The sequence below is a fragment of the Cohnella sp. GbtcB17 genome (assembly GCF_019091135.1).
Taxonomy (GTDB): Bacteria; Bacillota; Bacilli; order Paenibacillales; family Paenibacillaceae; genus Cohnella.
This window is the reverse complement of the sequence record NZ_JAGXJW010000093.1, coordinates 1-18,210: the sequence shown is the minus strand read 5'-3', so window position 1 is coordinate 18,210 and position 18,210 is coordinate 1. Positions and strand designations below refer to the sequence as shown.

Sequence of the window (18,210 nt, the reverse complement as noted above, 5' to 3'; positions counted from 1 at the left end):
TCATCAGGTTGATGGGCACCTGCCGCAGCCGCACGGGATCGCCGAACATCAGCTCCGGGACGTCTCCTTCGAACCGGAGGCCAAGCTCGATTTTTTTGTCCGCGGCCTGCGCCTTGAACAGCTCGATCGCTTCGCCGGCCGTATCCCGCACCGGGATCGGCTCGTAGTTCAGCACGAGCTTGCCCGCCTCGATCTTGCTGAAATCCAAAATTTCGTTCAAAATGTGCATCAGCGACTCGCCGCTCCGGCCGATGACCTCCGCATAGCTGCGCTGTTCGTCGGTCAGCTCGGTATCGAGCAAAAGGCCCGTCATGCCGATGTCGCCGTTCATCGGGGTCCGCAGCTCATGGCTCATGACCGACAGAAATTCCGACTTGGCGCGATCCGCGCTCTCCGCTCTTTCTTTTGCCTCGATGATTTCCTTCTCGCCGGTCACGTCCCGGAAAACGACGACGGCGCCTTTGGGCGCGCCATCCTCGTAAGTCGGAGAGATTTGATAATCCGCCAGGAAGCTCGTGCCGTTGCTTTTCCAAAATATCGCGTCCTTGTCATGGAAGGCACGCCCTTCCCGTAGCGCCGCAATGAGCGGGGACTCGTCGTCCCAATAGCTCTGCCCGCCCATGCCGGTCTGCAGCAAATAGCGCAGTGCGGAGACGTCGGGCAGACGGTCCTCCCGCAAGCCGAGCATCCGCGCACCTGACTGATTGATGAAGGTAAAGTTCCCTTCCTCATCCAGGCCGAAGATGCCCTCGGATACCGAATTCAAAATGCGGGCATGCTCTTCGTTCAGCTTGTGAATGCGCTCGGTGTGCCGCTTCGCCTCTGTAATGTCGGTCGCAATACCGTATACGCCTACCGTCTCGCCGTTTACGACGATCGGCACGTTTGTGATGCTGAGCGTAAGGATGTCCCCGTTTTTGCGGACCAGACGCGCTTCGTAAGTCTGCGGGATGCCCTGCAGCGCGCGATTGACATGCTCGGTCAGCTTGACCAAATCTTCCGGGTAGGTGAGCGGCGCGAACGTCAGCTCGCGGAGCTCATCCTGATCGTAGCCGGTCAGCTGCTCCATCGCGGGATTGATCTTCGTAAACCTGCCCGTCGGATCAAACGAGCAGATCGGCGTGCTGTTGAGATCGAACAGACATCTGTACCGGCTCTCGCTCTCCGTAAGCTTCTCTTCGGCCCGCTTGCGGGCGGTAATGTCGATCGAGATGCCGTATACGCCGACAACCTCGCCGTCTACGACGATCGGGATGTTCGACACGTTCGTCTCGATCTCGCTGCCGTCCTTGCGGATAATCGTAACGTCGTAATTTTGCGCCTCGCCGCGCGCCGCCAACGCGAAGTGATGTGCCGTCTTTGCCTCCTCACGAGGCGGTACGAGCGGACCGTAGTACATTCCGATGAGCTCCTCGAGCGTGTATCCCGTCAGCTTTTCCAGATTCGGATTGGCGGTCAGATACTCACCCTCCAGATTCATCGAATATACGGCAGACTGATTGTACATGAAAAGCGACTTGTAGCGCTGCTCGCTCTCCTGCAGCCGCTGCTCGAACTGCCTGCGCTCGGTAATATCCTGGACTGTCCCCAGCAAGTGCGTCGGCTGCTCGGCATCCGTGTCGAGCACCTCCCAGGTGCCTTCGAGGATACGCGTCGAACCGTCGGGAAGCACGAGGCGGTAAACGACCGAATCCTTGAGCGTATCGGCGGACACCAACGCCAGGCGGCTGCGGATGCGCTGCGAGTCGTCCGCCGGTATGTTCGCCATCGCCGAATCGATGCTGCCCGCCTCGAAGCTCTCCGGCAAGCCGAGGACGCGCCTCGCCCCTTTGGACAGCGTAATGAAGTCGCGGGCGAGATCGATCTCGTACGTCCCCATCTTGGCGATCCGCTGCGCTTCATCCAGCTTGTCCTCGTATTGCTTGCGGTCGCTTACGTCGCGAGCGACCGACAACACTCTGTCCGCCTGCTCCGTCTCGTCCCAAATGACCTGGGACCACACCTCGAACCACAGATAACGGCCGTCCTTGCGGCGGACGCGCCGAAGAAAAAACTGATCGTTCGAGTATAGCTGGCCCGGCCGGCTCATCTCCAGCGCATCGTCCGGATGATAGTAGCTTTGCCGCAAGTTGCGGTTCATTTCCTCCGGCGTATACCCGAGCACGTCCAGGCAGGAAGGCGAAATGTAGAGCAGCTCGCCCTCGAGCGAACTTACGGATACGAGATCGTGCGAATTGCGGGTGAGGAGCATGTAAAGGTGACGGTTGTCCAGAACGGGAATCCGTTCGGTCTTTAAGCTCGTGATGTCCAGCATTTCCGCGAACAAATACAGCGCCTCTCCGGTCTCCGGGTCTCTGACGGAGGACAAGCGCATGCGCACCCATACGGTGCGCCCTTGTTTGTGGAGAAGGCGTTTCTCGATCTCCTCCATGTGGCCGCTTTGCGCCCTGCACCTGTCCGCCGCCGCCCGGTAGAAGGACGGACGATTCGGATCGCGGTCGGTAATATCGGGAAAAGGCACCCCGATCAGCTCCTCTTCCCGGTAGCCCAGCATGTCGCACAAGGCCGGATTGAGCTTCAGGAGCGTGTCGTCGGATGCCGAGATGACGGCAAAGCCGTTGATCGAAAAATTGCTGGCTTGCTGGAAGATGATGCCATAGTCCAAAAGGGATGTCATCCGCGAGCCTCCAAAGTTTGAGTGAATCGCCTCTGCGCGGGCCGGCTGGCGAAATTTCGATAAGATTATACCATGTGCTTGCAGCAAATACGCAACGTCTGTGAACCCCGCCCGATTCGCATCTTCTCCAATAATAAACCGAACCGAACGCCGCGAATCACGTCCGCGTCTTCGCGAACAGCTCGCGCGCGAGTGCGATCCACGCCTTTGCCGCGAGCGGCAGATAGCCCTCCCGACGCCATGCCATGTCCAGCTGCCAGGGCAAGCCCGGAGGCGCCAGCTCGACGGTTTGCACGCGCTCCGGACGGAGCTGTGCGCAGATCGTCGCGGGCAGCAGGGCGATGCCGAGACCCTCGCCTACCATCTGTCCGATGAAGTCCCACTGCGAGCTCTCTGCGACGGTATTCGGCTTGTAGCCAGCGGTCTCGCAAGCGGCCATGATCCGTCCGTGCAGCGCGAAGTCTGCGCGGAACAGCACAAACGGCTCCTCCGCGAGCTCCGCCAGCGCCAGTGCCGGCCGTTCAGCGAGCCGATGGCCCGCCGGCAGCGCGACCTTCAAGCGATCGTCGATGACGGTGAACGAATCGTAGAATGCATCGTCGGTCGGCGTCAGCAGAACGCCGACGTCCAGCAAGCCGGCGCGCAGGTCTTCGTCGAGCCGGTTGGCGCCCGCTTCGGACAGACGGATCGCGACGCCCGGATATCTCCTTTTGTATTCGCCGACGACGCCGGGGAAAAAGTTGGACCCGGCCATCGGCGGCAGCCCCAGCCGAAGTGTGCCCTGGCGCAGCTCGGCCAGGTCCGTCAGCTCCCTGCGCAGCGCGCCCATCTGCGCGAGGATCGGCTCCCCGTAACGGAGCACGGCCTCTCCCGCTTCGGTCGGCTTCGGCCGTTTGCCCTCCCGGCTGAACAGCGGCACGCCGAGCTCCTCCTCCAATTGAATGACCATCTTGCTGAGCGTAGGCTGCGCGATATGAAGCGCGTCCGCCGCTCGCGTGAAGCTGCCCCACTTGGCGATCTCCGCCACAGCCTCCAGATGCCTGATATCCATGCCTGCCGCCTCTCTCATAGCTATTTAGAATGATCTCTATGCCATATATTCATTTTACCTATGATAGGCCTAGACGTATACTGATTTTACGGATATGGAAAGGGAGCAATCGATATGAAAAGCGCCAAAAAAATTGTTAAAATTACGCTTCAGGTCGGCTTTTTCGTCGTCATGTCCCGCGCGTCGGATCTGGCGGTCGAAGCGCTTCGTTTGCCGATTCCCGGCAGCATCCTGGGGCTGCTCGCGCTGTTCGCGCTGCTCGAGCTCAACATCGTGAAGCTCGCCTGGATCGAGCTTGGCGCGGAATGGCTCGTCGCGCAAATGCTGCTCTTCTTCGTCCCCGCCACGGTCGGCATCGTTCGCTACAAACCGCTGATCGAAAGCAGCGGAGCCGCGATCCTGGTCACGATACTGCTGAGCACGGCCGTCGTCATGACGATCGCGGGATGGGTCGGCGAGCGCTTGGGCAAGGCGAGCCGCGAGGAGGCCGCATCGTTATGACGCTCGTCTGGCCGGCGTTTACCATCCTCGTCTATTTTTGTTCGAAATGGCTGTACGCGCGGACGCGCAAGCTTTATTTGACGCCGCTCGTCGTCACGCCCGCCGTCGTCATCGGCGCACTGCTGCTGAGCGGCTCTTCGTACGACACGTTCGACCGCGGCGGGCATTGGATCGGAGAGATGATCGGACCGGCGACGATCTCGCTCGCCGTCACGCTGCACAAGCAGATTCATGTGCTCAAAAAGCATGCGCGCGCCATCGTCGCCGGCGTGACCGCCGGCGGGCTTGCGGCCGTCGCCGTCTCCGCAGGGCTTGCCCGCCTGTTCGGATTGGCGGCGCCGATCGTGGACAGCTTGGCGCCCAAGTCGGCGACGACGCCGGTCGCCGTGTCCGTCTCCGGCGCGCTTGGGGGCTTGTCGACGATTACCGCTGTCGCCACCCTGGCGACAGGGCTGACAGGCATGCTCGTCGGCCCCTTGCTCGTACGCTGGATGCGCATCCGCAGCTCCGTCGGGCGAGGCATTCTGCTCGGCACCGCCGCGCATTCGGCCGGCATCGCCAAAGCGCTCGAATACGATGCCGACGCAGGCGCCTGCGCGGGCATCGCCATGGTATGCACGGCGTTTGTGACGCTGTGCGCCGCAGGTCCGATCGTTGCCCTGTTCCGTTGACGGCTTAGACCGTCGTCTCGGAGCGGGGCTTCGGCGTTCGGGCGGCTCCTACGAGCCGCATTACGATATACAGCGCAAGGAAGCCGGCCATGATCATCGCGGAATAGCCGTACATGCGGGCATAACCCGTATGGGCCGCGATCGCGCCGAGCAGGACCGCCCCGAGCGCGACGCCGAGATCGGTCGAATTGTAGAACATGCTGTTGGCGAAGCCGTGACGCTCCCGCGGCGTGTTGCGCAGCATCCAGGCCTGCAGCGTCGGTTGAATCGCGCCGAAGCCGAGCCCGTACAATAGCGCCGAGACGACGAGTGTCGGCATGCCGGTCGTGCCCGACAGCACGAGCATGCTGGCAAGCACGCAGGCGGCGGCCGGAATCAAGACCGCCGCATGTCCCCTGCGGTCGAAGATGCGTCCCGCGATCGGCCGGACGAGGATGACGGTAATGGCGTTAAAAAGAAAAAACAAGCCAACCTGCGCAATATGGACGCTCTCGCCGAACAAGGCGATAAAGCTGAGCAGGCCGCTGTATGTGATGGACAGCAGCGTGTTCAATAGCGCCGGAAGCACAAGCGGCGCAAATCCGCGGCGCGTCGAGTCCGAAGCGGAAGCGGCCGGCACCGGTCTCTTTCCGGCTGCGGCATCCGATTTCGCGGCTGCGACGCCGGGTGCCGCCGGCCGGCTGTTCCTTTTTTCGCCGCGGACGGCACCGGACAGCAGCAGGACGCCTGCGGACAAGGCCGCCGCCGCAGCGCTGGACAGCGTCAACGCCGAGAACCCGAGTCCATTCATCAGATTCATGCCGATCATCGGGCCGAGCGACATCGCCAGACTGGTGGACAGCCCGAAATAGCCAATTCCTTCGCCGATTCTATCCTGTGGGATGATCCGCGCCACGAGCGTCGGCACGATTGTGCTTGCCGTGCCGAAGCCGACGCCGTACAGCACGCGAATGGCGATCAGCGATTCGACCGCATTCGCGTAGGCGCACAGAAACGTCATGAGCACGGCGAGCGCGAGTCCTGCATAAAGCAATGCCGTACGGCCGAGTCTCGGCATGAGCGCTGCCGTGGCGAAGCGGCTCGCGATCGCGGCAAGTGCGAACGTTGCCGTCACGAGGCTGACGGTCAAATCTCCGCCGCCGAGCTCTCCTTTTACGTAAACTGGGAGTGAGGACAATAGCATTTGCAAATTGAGAAACAATAAAAAGAAGCCCAGCGTCAGGCCGATAAAAGCCTTCGTCCATAGCGGGGCGGTTCGTTCGGTATCGTTCATCATGCGATAACTCCTTCGTTGCGTTGTCTTGGATGATCTTGTGGCGACTGCCGCCTGCCCGCGAACGGGCGCTAGCCGTTTAACCGGTCCAGATGCCTGCCCACGCGATGCAGCAAATCGAGCAGCGTCTCATGCTCCTCCGCCGTCAGGCATGCGGTCACTTCGGCCAGCACGGCCGCCTCAATCGGCTTCGTCTCGTCGATCAGCCGGCGGCCGGCAGCCGTGGCCTCGATGTAGATCGCCCTTCTGTCCGCATCGTCCGGACGTCTCGCGACCCAGCCCTTGCGGACGAGATGATCGACGATGCGCGTCGTCGTCGGCTTGTCCTTGCCGGCCCGCTCGCCAAGCTCGCGCTGGATCAGCCCTTCGGACTGCGAAGCGTAGAATAGCACCGACCACTGCTCGGGCGTTATATCGTAAGCTCTCAGCCGCTGCATCAGCCGATTGGACATTCGCCTGTAGACGAGCCCCGTCGTGAAGCCGAGGGAGCCTTCCAAACCTTCTCTGGCCATACAACATCACCTCAAAATAGTTGTCATGACAACTATATAACTTTATTAGGACTTCGTCAACCCGGATTCAAATGTGCAGGAATTTCCCCCAAACTCGCCAGAGCCCGCAAAAGAGGGCGAGCTATCATGCACTTTCGCACAATAGCTCGCAACGGCGGGCAGACGGCCCGATATTACCCGGCGATAATATGGAAGCCCGCATCCACGTGCAGCACTTCGCCCGTTATGCCGCGCGAGAGCCCGCTGATGAGGAACATCGTAGCGTCTCCCACTTCCGACTGGTCGACGTTGCGGCGCAGAGGCGCCTTTTCCTCGACCGTGTTCAGAATGTCGTTGAAGCCCGAGACGCCTTTGGCCGCGAGCGTGCGGATCGGACCGGCGGACACCGCGTTGACGCGAATGCCGTATTTGCCCAGATCCTCGGCCAGGTAGCGGACGCTCGCCTCTAGCGCGGCCTTCGCGACGCCCATTACGTTGTAATTGCGCATGACGCGCTCGGCGCCCAGATACGTCTGGGTGACGATGCTGCCGCCTTCCGTCATCAGCGGCTTGGCGGCCTTCGCAACGGCGACGAGAGAGAAGGCGCTCGATTCCTGCGCGAGCAAGTAGCCTTCGCGCGAAGTGTCGACGTATTCGCCGCCGAGCTCGTCCTTGTCCGCAAATGCGAGCGAATGCACGACGCCGTGGACGACGCCCGCTTCGGCGCCGATCCGGCCGAACGCCGCCTCGATCGACGCGTCGTCGGACACGTCGCATTGCACCGTCAGCAGCGGCTCGATGCCGCTCTCGGCGAGCAGCTTCGCCAGCTTTTCGTACGATCTCTCCTTGCGGTACGTGAATATCAGGCGCGCGCCTTGCGCGTGCAGCGACTTGGCGATGCCCCAGCCGATGCTCCGTTCGTTGGCGATTCCCATGACGATGACAGTTTGACCGTTAAGCAATCCAGACACTTCCATCTACCTCCGCTTGCGCTATTCATTCAGGATGCTTCATTATAGCCCAATGCGGCGGCGAAGGACAGCCGCGGCCCGCGATGCCGCCATTCGCTCCGTGCGTTACCCGGCGCTGGCGGCCGGCTGGGCAGCCGCATCCGCATCGTCGGGATCGACGCCGCGCGTCTCCTTGCCCCATGCGAGCAGAACGACGACGCCCACGACGATCGCGGCGCAGAAGATCAGGAAGACGCCGGTAATGCCCGTTCCGCGTTCAAGCAGATAACCGACGAGATAAGGCCCGATCACGCCGCCGATGCGGCCGAACGATGCGGCCATGCCCGCGCCGGTCGACCGGATTCGCGTCGGATACAGCTCGGGCGTATAGGCATACATCGCGCCCCAGGCGCCTAGATTAAAGAAAGACAGGCAAGCGCCGGCGGTCATGAGCATGGTGTCGCTCGTCGCCCAGCCGAACCACCAGGCGCAGATCGCCGTTCCGATCAAATAGATCGTCAGCACCAGCTTGCGCCCCAGCTTCTCGATGAGCCATGCCGCACTGAAGTAGCCGGGCAGCTGGGCAAGCGTCATGAAGAGGACGTATTCGAAGCTTTTGACCAGGCTGAATCCCTTGAGCACCATCACCTGCGGCAGCCACAGGAACATGCCGTAATAGGAGAAGACGACCGTGAACCACAGCACCCAGAGGGCGGCGGTCGACGTGCGGTAGCGCGGGGCCCACAGCAGCGCGAGCCGGTCGCGAAGCTTGATCCGCTCGCGGGATCGCTGCTGCCCCCTGAACCTCGGCGCGTCCTGCACCGCGCGGCGCAAATAAATCGCGTACAGGCAGGGCAGCGCGCCGATGACGAAGGCGGTACGCCAGCCGTAGTCCGGAATGACGAAGTAGCCGATGAGCGCCGCGGCGATCCAGCCGACCGCCCAGAAGCTCTCGAGCAGCACGACGGCGCGTCCCCGATCCTCCTGCCGCACCGATTCGGACACGAGCGTCGACGCCACAGGTAGCTCGCCGCCGAGCCCAAAGCCTGCCACGAATCTTAGCAAGCAAAGCATCGCGAAGCTGGCGGCGAGCGCCGACAATCCGCTCGCGACGCTGAACACGAGCAGCGTGGCGAGCAGCACGGCGCGTCTGCCGTAGCGGTCCGCCATCGAGCCGGCTACGGCGGCGCCGACAGCCATTCCTACCGATCCGATCGCGGTCAAAAAACCGAGTTGCTGCTTGCCGAGCTCCCAGTCGACGGCCAGCGCAGCCGCAACGAACGAGATCAGCCCGACGTCCATCGCGTCGAACAGCCAGCTGAGACCCGCGCTGATCATCAGCTTGCGCTGTCCCGTCCGCCCGGCCGGTCCCGAAGGTCCCGAAGGATCCGATCGTCCGGTTGGTCCGGGCGATCGCTTTGCCGCTCCGTTCGCTATCGCTTTGCCCATGCAGCATCGCCTCCCTTTTCCGTCGTTTTGCGCTTCTTCTAGTCTTACCCGATTTCGGCCGATTTTTTGTTTGGCGGCCCTTTTTTTGATACATTTAGAAAATGGGAGAAGGAGGAAGCGACATGGCGAACACGGAATGGCTATGGTTAATCGGCGCAGCGGCTGCGTTATTCGCCTTCTTCTTGGCAGTCGGCGCGTACGCTTTTTTCGTCGAGCCGTTCAGGCTCGCCGTAACCCGCCGCGAGATCGAGTCCGCGTGGCTGCCGGCGGGCTTCGACGGCATCAAAATCGTGCAATTCAGCGATACGCACATCGGGCCGGATTTTTCGGTGAAGAGACTGGAACGGTTAATCTCGGTCATCGCCGCGGAAAAGCCCGATATCGTCGCGTTCACGGGGGACCTGTTCGATGCCAGAAAGCGCAATCCCGAACGGGATCAAGACCTGTCGCCTTTGCTGTCCCGCATTGAGGCTCCCCTCGGCAAGTTCGCCGTCTACGGCAATCACGACTTCGGGTACGAACGGAACAAACGCAGCACCAACCCGTCGCTTGCGAAGGCGGGCTTCGAGCTGCTGCTCAACGATTCGAAAAAAATCCGGCTGCCGAGCGGCGAGCATCTGTCCGTCGCAGGGCTCGACGACTATGTGCTGGGCAGACCGGATCCGGCCCGCGCGTTCGCGAAGCTGCGTCCGGACGGCTTCAACCTGCTGCTCGCGCACGAACCGGACGCCGCGGCTTTTCTTGTCCGCTACCCGATCGATCTGCAGCTGTCAGGCCACAGCCACGGCGGGCAAGTGAAGCTCCCTTTCGTCGGGGCGCTCGTCCGCACGAAGCTCGGCAAGCGCTATTTGTCCGGCCTGCACGTCGTCGCAGACCGGCGCCGGCCGCGCAAGCCTTACCTGCTGTACGTCAACCGCGGCATCGGCACGACGCGCCTGCGGGTGCGATTCGGCAGCGTGCCCGAGCTGTGCGTGATTACGCTGCGGCGGAAAATAACGAGCGGCGCCTGACGACCCGACCTATCTGCGCCCTCAAACGAACGACCCCTGCAGCGTGCGCTGCGGGGGTCGTTCGTTTTTCGCGTGATCGCGGAGATCATACCCGGTCTTACTCGGCAGCCGGCGGCGTGAACGTACGCTTCGCGAACTCGGCGTCCATCATGAAAAACGCGTTGCTGTCGTCGGCGATGCGCTTCAGCTTGGCAATAATGCTGTCGAACAACGCTTCCTCTTCGACCTGCTCGTCGATGAACCACTTCAGAAACTGAATGGTGGCGTGCTCGCGATCGTTCAGCGCGAGATCGGACAGGTGATAGATGCGGCGCGTGACTTCCTGCTCGTGCTCGTAGGCATGCTCGAATACTTCGAGGATGGAGCCGTAGTCGTTTTGCGGATCCGGGATGCCCTTCAGCTGCACCTTTTTGCCGCGGTCGTTCAGATACTTATAAATCTTCGACGCGTGGAAGCGTTCCTCTTCGGCCTGAATCACAAAAAAGTTAGCGAAGCCGTCCAGGCTCTCTGCGGAGCAGTAACCGGCCATCGCGAGGTAGACGTGCGCGGAATGCAGTTCAAAGTTAAGCTGCTCGTTCAGCGCGTCGTGCAGCGTATCGTTCATCATGTGAAGCGCACCTCCATCGTTTGTATTTCGAACGCTAATCAGTTTACCACATTTTGTCTCGCTCGCCCATGGCGTCAATCGACAATTCAAGCTGTTCCTTGCCGCCAATCGCGCCGGCGCCGCCGCGAATCGGGTAAGAAATCATGGACCGGGGCGCAGGTGCCGTGGCATAATCGAGGCAGGCAGGTGCTGGTTAAGTATGGGAACGGAAAAAAGCGAGGTGAACGAATGGAAACGGAATCTCTGCGAATGGTCGAAAAGCTGGCCGAGAAAAAAATGAAAATTTTCAAGCAAAGCAAGCTCCGCTATCTCGCCCGGTCGGCGCTCGCCAGCATGTTCATCGGCTTCGGCGTCATCGTCGCCTTCAAGACGGGCAACTACTTCTACCTCGAGCATTCCCCGCTGACATACCCGATGGCGGCGATTACGTTCGGGGCTGCGATCATTCTGATCGTATACGGGGGCGGCGACCTGTTCACCGGCAATACGTTTTATTATTCCTACACCGCCCTCCGCAAAAAAATCCGCTGGTCCGATACGGTGAAGCTGTGGTGCTGGAGCTATGCGGGCAACATTATCGGCGCCTGCCTGTTCGCGTTCATGATTTTCGCCACCGCGCTGTTCAAGGACGCGAGCGTCAACGGCTTCCTCCTCAGCGTCGTGGACAAAAAAATGAACACGCCGGTCGTCGAACTGTTCTTCCGGGGCATCCTGTGCAACTGGCTCGTTTGTCTCGCCTTTTTCGTCCCGATGTCGATGAAGGAGAACGGCGCCAAAATGTTCGCGATGATGCTGTTCGTCTTCTGCTTCTTCATCTCGGGCTACGAGCACAGCATCGCCAACATGTGCACGTTCGCCATCGCGCTCGTGCTGCACCACCCGGGCACGATCTCGCTCGGCGGGGTCCTTCACAACTTGATCCCCGTCACGCTGGGCAATCTGATCGGAGGCGGCGTGCTCATGGCGTACATGTATTATTATGTCAACAAACCGTTCATGGAAGATTTGCCGCAAGACGAACATAAATAAAGTGAATCGAAGGAGAGAATTCCAATGAAAAAATCGAGAATCGTCGTCATCGGCGCGGGAGCGGTGGGTTCCACGACCGCCTACACGCTCATGCTGCGCAACCGGGTGGACGAGCTGGTGCTCATCGACGCCAATCACAAAAAGGCGGTCGGCGACGCGCTCGACATGAACCACGGCATGCCCTTCCTCGGCGGGGGCGACCTTTGGGCCGGCGGCTACGAGGATTGCAAGGACGCGGACATCATCGTCATCACAGCCGGCGCCGCCCAGCGCGAAGGCGAGTCGCGGGTCGATCTGCTGAGGCGGAACGCCGTCATCATCGACAGCATCGTCGAAGAGGTGCTCAAGTATAACACGACCGGCATCCTGCTCATCGCTTCGAACCCGGTCGACATCATGAGCTATATTACGTGGAAAAAGTCGGGCTGGCCGGTCGAGCGGATCATCGGCTCGGGGACGCTGCTCGACAGCGCGCGCTTCCGCTATCTGATCGGCGAAAAGCTCAAGATCGACCCGCGCAGCGTACACGGCCACATCATCGGCGAGCATGGCGACTCCGAGCTGCCGCTGTGGAGCCTCGCCAACGTGGCTGGCGCCGAGCTGTCGCTCAGCGAAGCGGACAAAGAAGAAGTATTCGCGAATACGCGCGACGCCGCCTACCAGATCATCAGCGCCAAAGGCGCGACCTACTATGCGATCGCGCTCGCGCTTGACCGGATCTGTACCGCGATCCTGCGCGACGAAGGTGCGGTGCTGAACGTCTCTACGCTCCTGCGCGATTATCACGGCGTGTCGGACGTATTCCTGGGCGTCCCTTGCGTCGTCGACCGCCAGGGCGTGCGTAACATCATCGATATCGATATATCCGACTTCGAACGCGAGCTGTTGCACCGGTCGGCGGACAAGCTGCGCAATCTGATCGCGAGCATCGGCGTCTAAAGCCCGGGCCGGCAATCGGCCAAAGACATGCGCCGCCAAGCGCACAACAGACCCCCTGCCGTCCTGCCGGACGATCAGGGGGTCTGCCGCTTGTATACGCGCACCGCGCGCTTACTCTTGCGCGATCAGGCCGAGCCGGTTGCGCCATGCGACCGGGACGTCCGTCTCGGAGAATCTGCGCTCGCCCGCAGCCGACTGCAGGCTCGCGAGCTCGCTCGTCAGCTCGCCGAACCAATCCGTATCGCGAATCGCCAGCGATACGTCGATCAGGTTGCGCAGCTGCTCCTCGTTGTACTTCGTTGTCTGCGGCAGCGACCGCAGCGAGCCGACAGGCACCGCGATCTCCGTGCCGATCGCTTCGACGCGATCCGAGGCGGTGACGTATATGCCTGCGGCGCCTTGCATCGACAGAATCGAATTGACGAAGCCTTGTATCAGTTCACCTTGATTGGTCCTGCCGGCCACCCATTCTCCCATTTCAAATCGCATGCAAATCACCGCCTGTTCTTCGTTATGAGCCTGAATGCCGCAATCTGTATAGTACCTTTTCGGTATCGGCTTCGGCTATACTGTTATTATAATAGTTACAGTTAATTTCGTCAAGCGTTCCCACTTTCCTCCGCTCTAACCACTTCGGTGAGCATCCGTCCGAGATCCGCATAGACGCTGCCGATCAGCTTGAGCCGCTCGGCATCGACGCCGGCCATGCTCTGTCCGAAGCTGTCAAGCTGAACGCGACGCGCCCGCTCGGTCGCTTCGCGCAGTCTCTCGTGCGCTTCGGGCGAAGGATCGGTCACCGTGTCCGCGAAGCGATCCACGCAATCGGCCGCCGCCGCGAGCGCCGGGACGAGCCCCGGAACCCGAATCGCGGCCTCGCCCAGCTCGATCAGGCTTCGCGCGATGCCTCGCGCCTGCACGGACAGATGCTCCAGCCGTTCCATGGCGGCAGAGACGCGCTCCACGCGCTCGCGGCGCGCGCGGCCAAGCGGCACGAACTTCAGGCTCTGACGGGCGAGCGCCGTCGCTTCGTTGCCTCTTTGGATGAGCAGCAGCAGTCCGCGCGCCTCCTCGAGCACCTGGGCGGGGCGCCTCTTCCCGCGCACCGCTTCGTCATAATCGCGGAGCACGGCCGCAATTCGTTTGCCGAGGCCCGATGCCGCGTACAGCGCCTCGCGCGTCGTATCGCGGGGGACGAGCGCGAGATTGACGGCGACGGCGACGGCCGAACCGAGCAGCGTCTCCAGAATCCGGTAAGCCGCGTAGCCGTTCGTATTGCCGAAGGCCAGCACGAGCAGCGCCGAGACGCCGATCTGCGCACCGATCTGGGCGTTCAGGCGCAATGCGTTCGACACCGCCAGCCCGGCCAGTACGACCAAGGCCACCGTAACTGCGTTCACGCTAAGCCATTGGCCGACCAGCAAGCTGATCCCGATGCCGAGGACGATGCCGACGATGCGGTACAGCCCCTTCTGGATCGAATCGGCAACCGTCACCTGGAGCGTCAGAATGGCGGCGATCGGCGCGAAGTACGGATAGGAATGCGGCGCGACGGCTACCGCCAGCACCCACGACAAGCCGCAGGCCAGCGCACTTTTGAAGGACTGCAGATCGAATCCGAGCTTGCGCAAATACAACAACGTATCGCGTATCAAACGCTCACTTCCCATACGTTCATTTATTAACCTTATTATAGCAAGCCGTAACGATCGTTGAAGTTACGATGCGGTGTCGCTTCATCGCCGTGAACGATAGAAAATACGGATCGGACGATCGGGATTATCTATCGTGTCGTCCGTTGACATATGGGCGCCGATCCCTCTATACTCTGATCATAACAAATTATTCCAACATACTTACTATGTTTTAAAGTCGTCTACCGGACTTCCGGGGACCGGACTGCACGCGGAGCTTTCGAGACTTCGCGAGCGCCGGTCTTTTTTAATGGACAAAGGAGGAGAACCGATGATTCAAATCAAAGCGCCGGCTCAGTATTGGAGCCAGCCTGGCGTGCTTCGAGAGGCGCCACCCTGGAAGTTTTACGCCGGTCGAAAAGCGGTCGTCGTCGGCGGGCATACGGCCTGGAAAAACGTGTCCGAGCATCTGCTTGGCAGATTCTACGACGACGGCATCGCGTTCGCCTATTATCCGTTCGAAGGGTACTGCACGGCAGCCAAAATCGAAGCATACGCGGAAAAAGCCGGCGCCTTCGGCGCCGAGCTGATCGTAGGCGCGGGAGGCGGGAGTGCGCTGGACCTGGTCAAAGCCGTCGGCGAACGGCTGGGCCTGCCGGTCGTGACCATCCCGACGGTTCCCGCCACTTGCGCGGCGTGGTCGGCATTGACCGTTCTCTACGACGACGAGGGCCGTGCGGCGGGCTACCGGCCGCTAACCGGTTCGCCGGCGTTCGTGTTGGCCGACGGCGAACTGCTCGCCTCCGCTCCGGTCCGTTATCTGGCGGCGGGCATCGCGGACAGCGTCGTCAAATGGTACGAGACGCGCATCAACGTCTCCTACGGCAAATACGGCGGCTTGGACGGACGCATCGGCTGGCATACGTCGCTGCTGGCGCTCGAGATTCTCAAGCGCGATGCGCCCGCCGTTTACCGGGACGCGAAGCGGGGGAAGACGCATCCTGCCTACGCCGACGTCGCCGATACGATCTTTATGCTGTCGGGCCTCGTCGGCAGCATCAGCGGCGGCGCGCGGCGCGCGGCGTTCGCCCATGCCATTCACGACGCGCTGACCTGGTTCCCCGAGACGAAGGGGACGCTTCACGGCGAGAAGGTCGCGTTCGGCCTGCTCGCCCAGCTGGCGCTCGAAGGGCAGTTCGAAGAAGCGGCTTACTGGGCCGGCTTCTACCTGGAGTTGGGGCTGCCGGTCACGCTCTCGGAGCTCGGCTTCGCGAATCCCGGCGACGAGCTCGGCGCGAGCATCGCCGCGTACGTGCCGCTGGACGCCGATACCGTCGAATCGCTCGCGTTCCCGGTCAGCGAGCGCTTGCTGGCGGAGGCGATCGTCCAGGCCGACCTCATCGGGCGTCGCGCAGCCAGGCTCGCTTCCAACGTGCCTCCTGCCATCTGACAAGCCGAAGCACATTTTATAAATCGTCTCCCATTTTTAGAAAAGGTGGTTTTTCCGATGAAACGCTCCATCCGACAAGCATTCGTTCCTCTGCTCCTCGCGGCCGCGCTAGCCTTCACGGCCGGCTGCTCCGGCGAATCCAACGCCTCCGGACGCTCGTCCTCCCCGTCGGACGCGGCCGGCGGGCAAGCATCCGCAACGGCGTTAGCGCCTTCCTCCTCCGCTGCATCTCCTTCGCCGGCCGGCGGCGATTCGACCGTAGACCTGAGCAAGGTGACGCTGCGCATCGGCCAGACCGGCTGGGGCAACTACGAGCAGGGCTTCAAGGCCGCGGGCTTGGACGAAACCCCGTACAAGATCGAATATAGCGTCTTTCAGGGCGGCAACCTGCAGCTCGAGGCGATCGCGGCCGACCATCTGGACGTCGCGCTCACGAGCGAGATTCCGCCGATTTTCGCTTCGCTGGCATCAGGAGGCGGCAACTTCAAGATCATCGCGCTGCAAAACGCCAACACGCTTAATCAGGAACTGGTCGTCCCGAAGGGCTCCGCCGTCAAGACGGTATCCGATCTAAAGGGCAAGAAGATCGCCTATGTCAAAGCGACGACCGCGCATTATTTCCTGGTCAAAATCCTTAACGGAGCCGGACTCTCCTGGACGGACGTCGAACCCGTCGAGCTGACGACGGCCGACGGCCTGAGCGCCCTGCTGAGCGGCAAAGTCGACGCGCTCGCCAGCTACGGAAACGCGATCATCTCCGCCCGCGCGAACGGCGCGACGACGCTTGCCAGCGCCAAAGACATCTTGTCCGGCAACTTCCCGATCGAAGCCACGCCCGCAGCGATCGCCGATCCCGGCAAGCATGCGGCGATCGCCGATTTCCTCGGTCGCATCAACGCGTTTAACGAATGGCAGCGCGGCCATCAGGAAGAGTGGGCCAAGCTGACCGCCGAAGCGACGCACCAGGAGGTTGCCCAGGCGCTTCAGACGATTAAGGAAGGCGAGGCGCAGCGTCCCACCCGCATCAATCCCGTGACGCCGGAGGCAATCGCTTCGAATCAGGACGTCGCGGATACGCTGCAGGCGGTCGGCCTGCTGAAGAGCAAGATCGACGTCGCGGCATTGTACAGCGACGCGTTCAAAGACGAGATTCGATAACGCGACAGAAAGGCGGTTGACTTCATGACGATCCGCTCAAACGCGATCCGGCGGCGGCTGTCGAAGCTCCAGCCATGGCTGCTGCCCCTCGTCATCCTTCTGCTGTGGCACGTCCTTACGACGGCGGGCTGGATCGCTTCCAGCACCCTGCCTACGCCGGCCGCAGTATGGCATACTTTGCTCGATACGCTGCGCAGCGGCGTGCTCGGACACAACCTGGGCGTCAGCGCGCTCCGCGCGCTGATCGGCTTCGCCATCGGGGGCGGCATCGGCTTTTCGCTGGGCCTGCTCAACGGGCTGTGGCGGCAGGCCGAGCGTACGACCGACACGACGATCCAGATGATCCGCAACATTCCGCTTTTCGCGCTGCTGCCGCTTTTTATCATCTGGTTCGGCATCGGAGAGGAGATCAAGCTGGCGCTCGTCTCCGTCGGCGTCTTTTTCCCCGTCTACCTCAATACGTACCACGGCATACGCTCCGTCCCTCCGGGCCTCGTCGAGATGGGGCGCGTATACCGGCTAAGCCGCGCATCACTTTACTGGCACATCATCCTGCCCGGCGCGCGGCCGTCGGATCTCGTCGGCACCCGGTATGCGCTGGGCATCACCTGGCTGGTTCTGATCGTCGCGGAAACGGTGGCGACGGACGCCGGCATCGGCTATATGGCGATGAACGCGCGGGAGTTTTTCCAGCTCGACGTCATCGTTCTAAGCATCATCGTCTACGCCCTGCTGGGCAAAGCGTCCGACAGCGTCGCCAAGCTGCTGGAAAAGCGGCTGCTGCGATGGAACCCCGCTTACAATCGCAAATAAACCGCGACGCGGCTTCGCTCCTGAGGGGGCGAGGCTTCGCGCCGTGTATCAGAAGGAGGAACCGCCCATGTCAGATCAAAAAACGGGCTCGCGCTTCGAGCTGCGCCAGCTCGGCATTCGGTTCGGCGAGAAAGCCGTGCTGCAGCAGATCGACCTGTCCGTCCGCGAAGGCGAATTCATCGCCGTCGTCGGCCGCAGCGGCTGCGGGAAAAGCACGCTGCTGCGACTGATCGCCGGAATCGAGCGTCCCACCGAAGGGCAAATCCTGTTCAACGACGCGTCCGGCATCAATCCGAACGCATATACGCGCGTTCTGTTCCAGGAATCCCGGCTTCTCCCCTGGAAGACGGTCCTCGACAACGTTCGCGTCGGCGCCAGGTCCGACCGGAATCTGGCGCTGGAGGCGCTCGCCCATGTCGGGCTTGCCGACCGAGCCAAGGAATGGCCGCATGTATTGTCCGGCGGCCAGAAGCAGGGCGTCGCGCTCGCGCGGGCGCTGGCCAGCTGTCC

18 protein-coding genes are annotated in these 18,210 nt (G+C 61.8%); 9 read left to right on the top strand and 9 right to left on the bottom strand.

Annotation, left to right across the window (positions count from 1 at the left end; genetic code table 11):
• Both KVT38_RS31445 and KVT38_RS31440 read right to left on the bottom strand, forming a co-directional pair.
• The coding region (locus KVT38_RS31445) for a PAS domain-containing protein (protein WP_217597709.1) at positions 1-2,677 on the bottom strand (2,677 nt) is incomplete at its 3' end.
• A 157-nt stretch (positions 2,678-2,834) separates the two neighbouring features.
• Complete coding sequence (locus KVT38_RS31440; protein WP_217597708.1) at positions 2,835-3,728, bottom strand: LysR family transcriptional regulator; 894 nt, start codon at positions 3,726-3,728, stop codon at positions 2,835-2,837.
• Between the two features lie 114 nt (positions 3,729-3,842).
• Between KVT38_RS31440 and KVT38_RS31435 the strand changes: the two genes are divergently transcribed.
• Entirely contained in the window at positions 3,843-4,229 is a 387-nt protein-coding gene (locus KVT38_RS31435) for a CidA/LrgA family holin-like protein (protein WP_217597707.1), read from the top strand.
• Positions 4,226-4,900 (top strand): LrgB family protein, encoded by a 675-nt coding sequence (locus KVT38_RS31430; RefSeq protein ID WP_217597706.1) that lies wholly within the window; start codon positions 4,226-4,228, stop codon positions 4,898-4,900. Before KVT38_RS31435 ends, KVT38_RS31430 begins: the two co-directional genes overlap by 4 nt.
• A gap of 4 nt (positions 4,901-4,904) precedes the next feature.
• On the opposite strand, the gene KVT38_RS31425 is transcribed toward KVT38_RS31430, so the two are convergent.
• From KVT38_RS31425 to KVT38_RS31410, 4 genes are all read right to left on the bottom strand, one after another.
• The gene (locus KVT38_RS31425) at positions 4,905-6,176 is read right to left on the bottom strand and encodes an MFS transporter (RefSeq protein ID WP_254639702.1); all 1,272 of its coding nucleotides are present in this window, start codon (positions 6,174-6,176) and stop codon (positions 4,905-4,907) included.
• 68 nt (positions 6,177-6,244) lie between these two features.
• Positions 6,245-6,685 carry a MarR family winged helix-turn-helix transcriptional regulator gene (locus KVT38_RS31420; protein WP_217597705.1) on the bottom strand — a complete coding sequence of 147 codons (441 nt, stop codon included), beginning with the start codon at positions 6,683-6,685 and terminating at the stop codon, positions 6,245-6,247.
• 173 nt (positions 6,686-6,858) lie between these two features.
• The gene (gene fabI, locus KVT38_RS31415) at positions 6,859-7,641 is read right to left on the bottom strand and encodes an enoyl-ACP reductase FabI (protein ID WP_217597704.1); all 783 of its coding nucleotides are present in this window, start codon (positions 7,639-7,641) and stop codon (positions 6,859-6,861) included.
• 99 nt (positions 7,642-7,740) lie between these two features.
• On the bottom strand, positions 7,741-8,952 hold the full coding sequence (locus KVT38_RS31410) for an MFS transporter (protein ID WP_254639703.1): 1,212 nt from the start codon (positions 8,950-8,952) through the stop codon (positions 7,741-7,743).
• Positions 8,953-9,185: 233 nt separating this feature from the next.
• Between KVT38_RS31410 and KVT38_RS31405 the strand changes: the two genes are divergently transcribed.
• A complete protein-coding gene (locus KVT38_RS31405) occupies positions 9,186-10,073 on the top strand; it encodes a metallophosphoesterase (RefSeq protein ID WP_217597702.1) in 888 nt (295 codons plus the stop codon).
• Positions 10,074-10,170: 97 nt separating this feature from the next.
• Here the strand turns inward: KVT38_RS31405 and KVT38_RS31400 are convergent, their stop codons facing one another.
• Complete coding sequence (locus KVT38_RS31400; RefSeq protein WP_306795375.1) at positions 10,171-10,677, bottom strand: ferritin; 507 nt, start codon at positions 10,675-10,677, stop codon at positions 10,171-10,173.
• 231 nt (positions 10,678-10,908) lie between these two features.
• Between KVT38_RS31400 and KVT38_RS31395 the strand changes: the two genes are divergently transcribed.
• Both KVT38_RS31395 and KVT38_RS31390 read left to right on the top strand, forming a co-directional pair.
• Positions 10,909-11,709 carry a formate/nitrite transporter family protein gene (locus KVT38_RS31395; RefSeq protein ID WP_217597700.1) on the top strand — a complete coding sequence of 267 codons (801 nt, stop codon included), beginning with the start codon at positions 10,909-10,911 and terminating at the stop codon, positions 11,707-11,709.
• A 24-nt stretch (positions 11,710-11,733) separates the two neighbouring features.
• On the top strand, positions 11,734-12,648 hold the full coding sequence (locus tag KVT38_RS31390) for an L-lactate dehydrogenase (RefSeq protein ID WP_217597699.1): 915 nt from the start codon (positions 11,734-11,736) through the stop codon (positions 12,646-12,648).
• A 111-nt stretch (positions 12,649-12,759) separates the two neighbouring features.
• On the opposite strand, the gene KVT38_RS31385 is transcribed toward KVT38_RS31390, so the two are convergent.
• Positions 12,760-13,137: an IDEAL domain-containing protein gene (locus KVT38_RS31385; protein WP_217597698.1), complete on the bottom strand. Its 378-nt coding sequence runs from the start codon at positions 13,135-13,137 to the stop codon at positions 12,760-12,762.
• A gap of 110 nt (positions 13,138-13,247) precedes the next feature.
• A complete protein-coding gene (locus KVT38_RS31380) occupies positions 13,248-14,300 on the bottom strand; it encodes an FUSC family protein (protein WP_217597697.1) in 1,053 nt (350 codons plus the stop codon).
• 310 nt (positions 14,301-14,610) lie between these two features.
• Here KVT38_RS31380 and KVT38_RS31375 point away from each other — a divergent pair, with 310 nt between their 5' ends.
• From KVT38_RS31375 to KVT38_RS31360, 4 genes are all read left to right on the top strand, one after another.
• Positions 14,611-15,729, top strand: a complete 1,119-nt coding sequence (locus KVT38_RS31375) for an iron-containing alcohol dehydrogenase family protein (RefSeq protein ID WP_217597696.1) — start codon at positions 14,611-14,613, stop codon at positions 15,727-15,729.
• A gap of 57 nt (positions 15,730-15,786) precedes the next feature.
• Positions 15,787-16,887 carry an ABC transporter substrate-binding protein gene (locus KVT38_RS31370; RefSeq protein ID WP_217597695.1) on the top strand — a complete coding sequence of 367 codons (1,101 nt, stop codon included), beginning with the start codon at positions 15,787-15,789 and terminating at the stop codon, positions 16,885-16,887.
• Positions 16,888-16,911: 24 nt separating this feature from the next.
• A complete protein-coding gene (locus tag KVT38_RS31365) occupies positions 16,912-17,700 on the top strand; it encodes an ABC transporter permease subunit (protein WP_217597694.1) in 789 nt (262 codons plus the stop codon).
• Positions 17,701-17,767: 67 nt separating this feature from the next.
• The coding region (locus KVT38_RS31360; protein WP_217597693.1) for an ATP-binding cassette domain-containing protein at positions 17,768-18,210 on the top strand (443 nt) is incomplete at its 3' end.

What these genes read in the sequence shown, in the direction of transcription:
- KVT38_RS31440 (WP_217597708.1), bottom strand. Translation starts at nt 3,728, where the DNA reads ATGGATATCAGGCATCTGGAGGCTGTGGCGGAGATCGCCAAGTGGGGC.
- KVT38_RS31435 (WP_217597707.1), top strand. Translation starts at nt 3,843, where the DNA reads ATGAAAAGCGCCAAAAAAATTGTTAAAATTACGCTTCAGGTCGGCTTT.
- KVT38_RS31430 (WP_217597706.1), top strand. Translation starts at nt 4,226, where the DNA reads ATGACGCTCGTCTGGCCGGCGTTTACCATCCTCGTCTATTTTTGTTCG.
- KVT38_RS31425 (WP_254639702.1), bottom strand. Translation starts at nt 6,176, where the DNA reads ATGATGAACGATACCGAACGAACCGCCCCGCTATGGACGAAGGCTTTT.
- KVT38_RS31420 (WP_217597705.1), bottom strand. Translation starts at nt 6,685, where the DNA reads ATGGCCAGAGAAGGTTTGGAAGGCTCCCTCGGCTTCACGACGGGGCTC.
- fabI (WP_217597704.1), bottom strand. Translation starts at nt 7,641, where the DNA reads ATGGAAGTGTCTGGATTGCTTAACGGTCAAACTGTCATCGTCATGGGA.
- KVT38_RS31410 (WP_254639703.1), bottom strand. Translation starts at nt 8,952, where the DNA reads ATGATCAGCGCGGGTCTCAGCTGGCTGTTCGACGCGATGGACGTCGGG.
- KVT38_RS31405 (WP_217597702.1), top strand. Translation starts at nt 9,186, where the DNA reads ATGGCGAACACGGAATGGCTATGGTTAATCGGCGCAGCGGCTGCGTTA.
- KVT38_RS31400 (WP_306795375.1), bottom strand. Translation starts at nt 10,677, where the DNA reads ATGAACGATACGCTGCACGACGCGCTGAACGAGCAGCTTAACTTTGAA.
- KVT38_RS31395 (WP_217597700.1), top strand. Translation starts at nt 10,909, where the DNA reads ATGGAAACGGAATCTCTGCGAATGGTCGAAAAGCTGGCCGAGAAAAAA.
- KVT38_RS31390 (WP_217597699.1), top strand. Translation starts at nt 11,734, where the DNA reads ATGAAAAAATCGAGAATCGTCGTCATCGGCGCGGGAGCGGTGGGTTCC.
- KVT38_RS31385 (WP_217597698.1), bottom strand. Translation starts at nt 13,137, where the DNA reads ATGCGATTTGAAATGGGAGAATGGGTGGCCGGCAGGACCAATCAAGGT.
- KVT38_RS31375 (WP_217597696.1), top strand. Translation starts at nt 14,611, where the DNA reads ATGATTCAAATCAAAGCGCCGGCTCAGTATTGGAGCCAGCCTGGCGTG.
- KVT38_RS31370 (WP_217597695.1), top strand. Translation starts at nt 15,787, where the DNA reads ATGAAACGCTCCATCCGACAAGCATTCGTTCCTCTGCTCCTCGCGGCC.
- KVT38_RS31365 (WP_217597694.1), top strand. Translation starts at nt 16,912, where the DNA reads ATGACGATCCGCTCAAACGCGATCCGGCGGCGGCTGTCGAAGCTCCAG.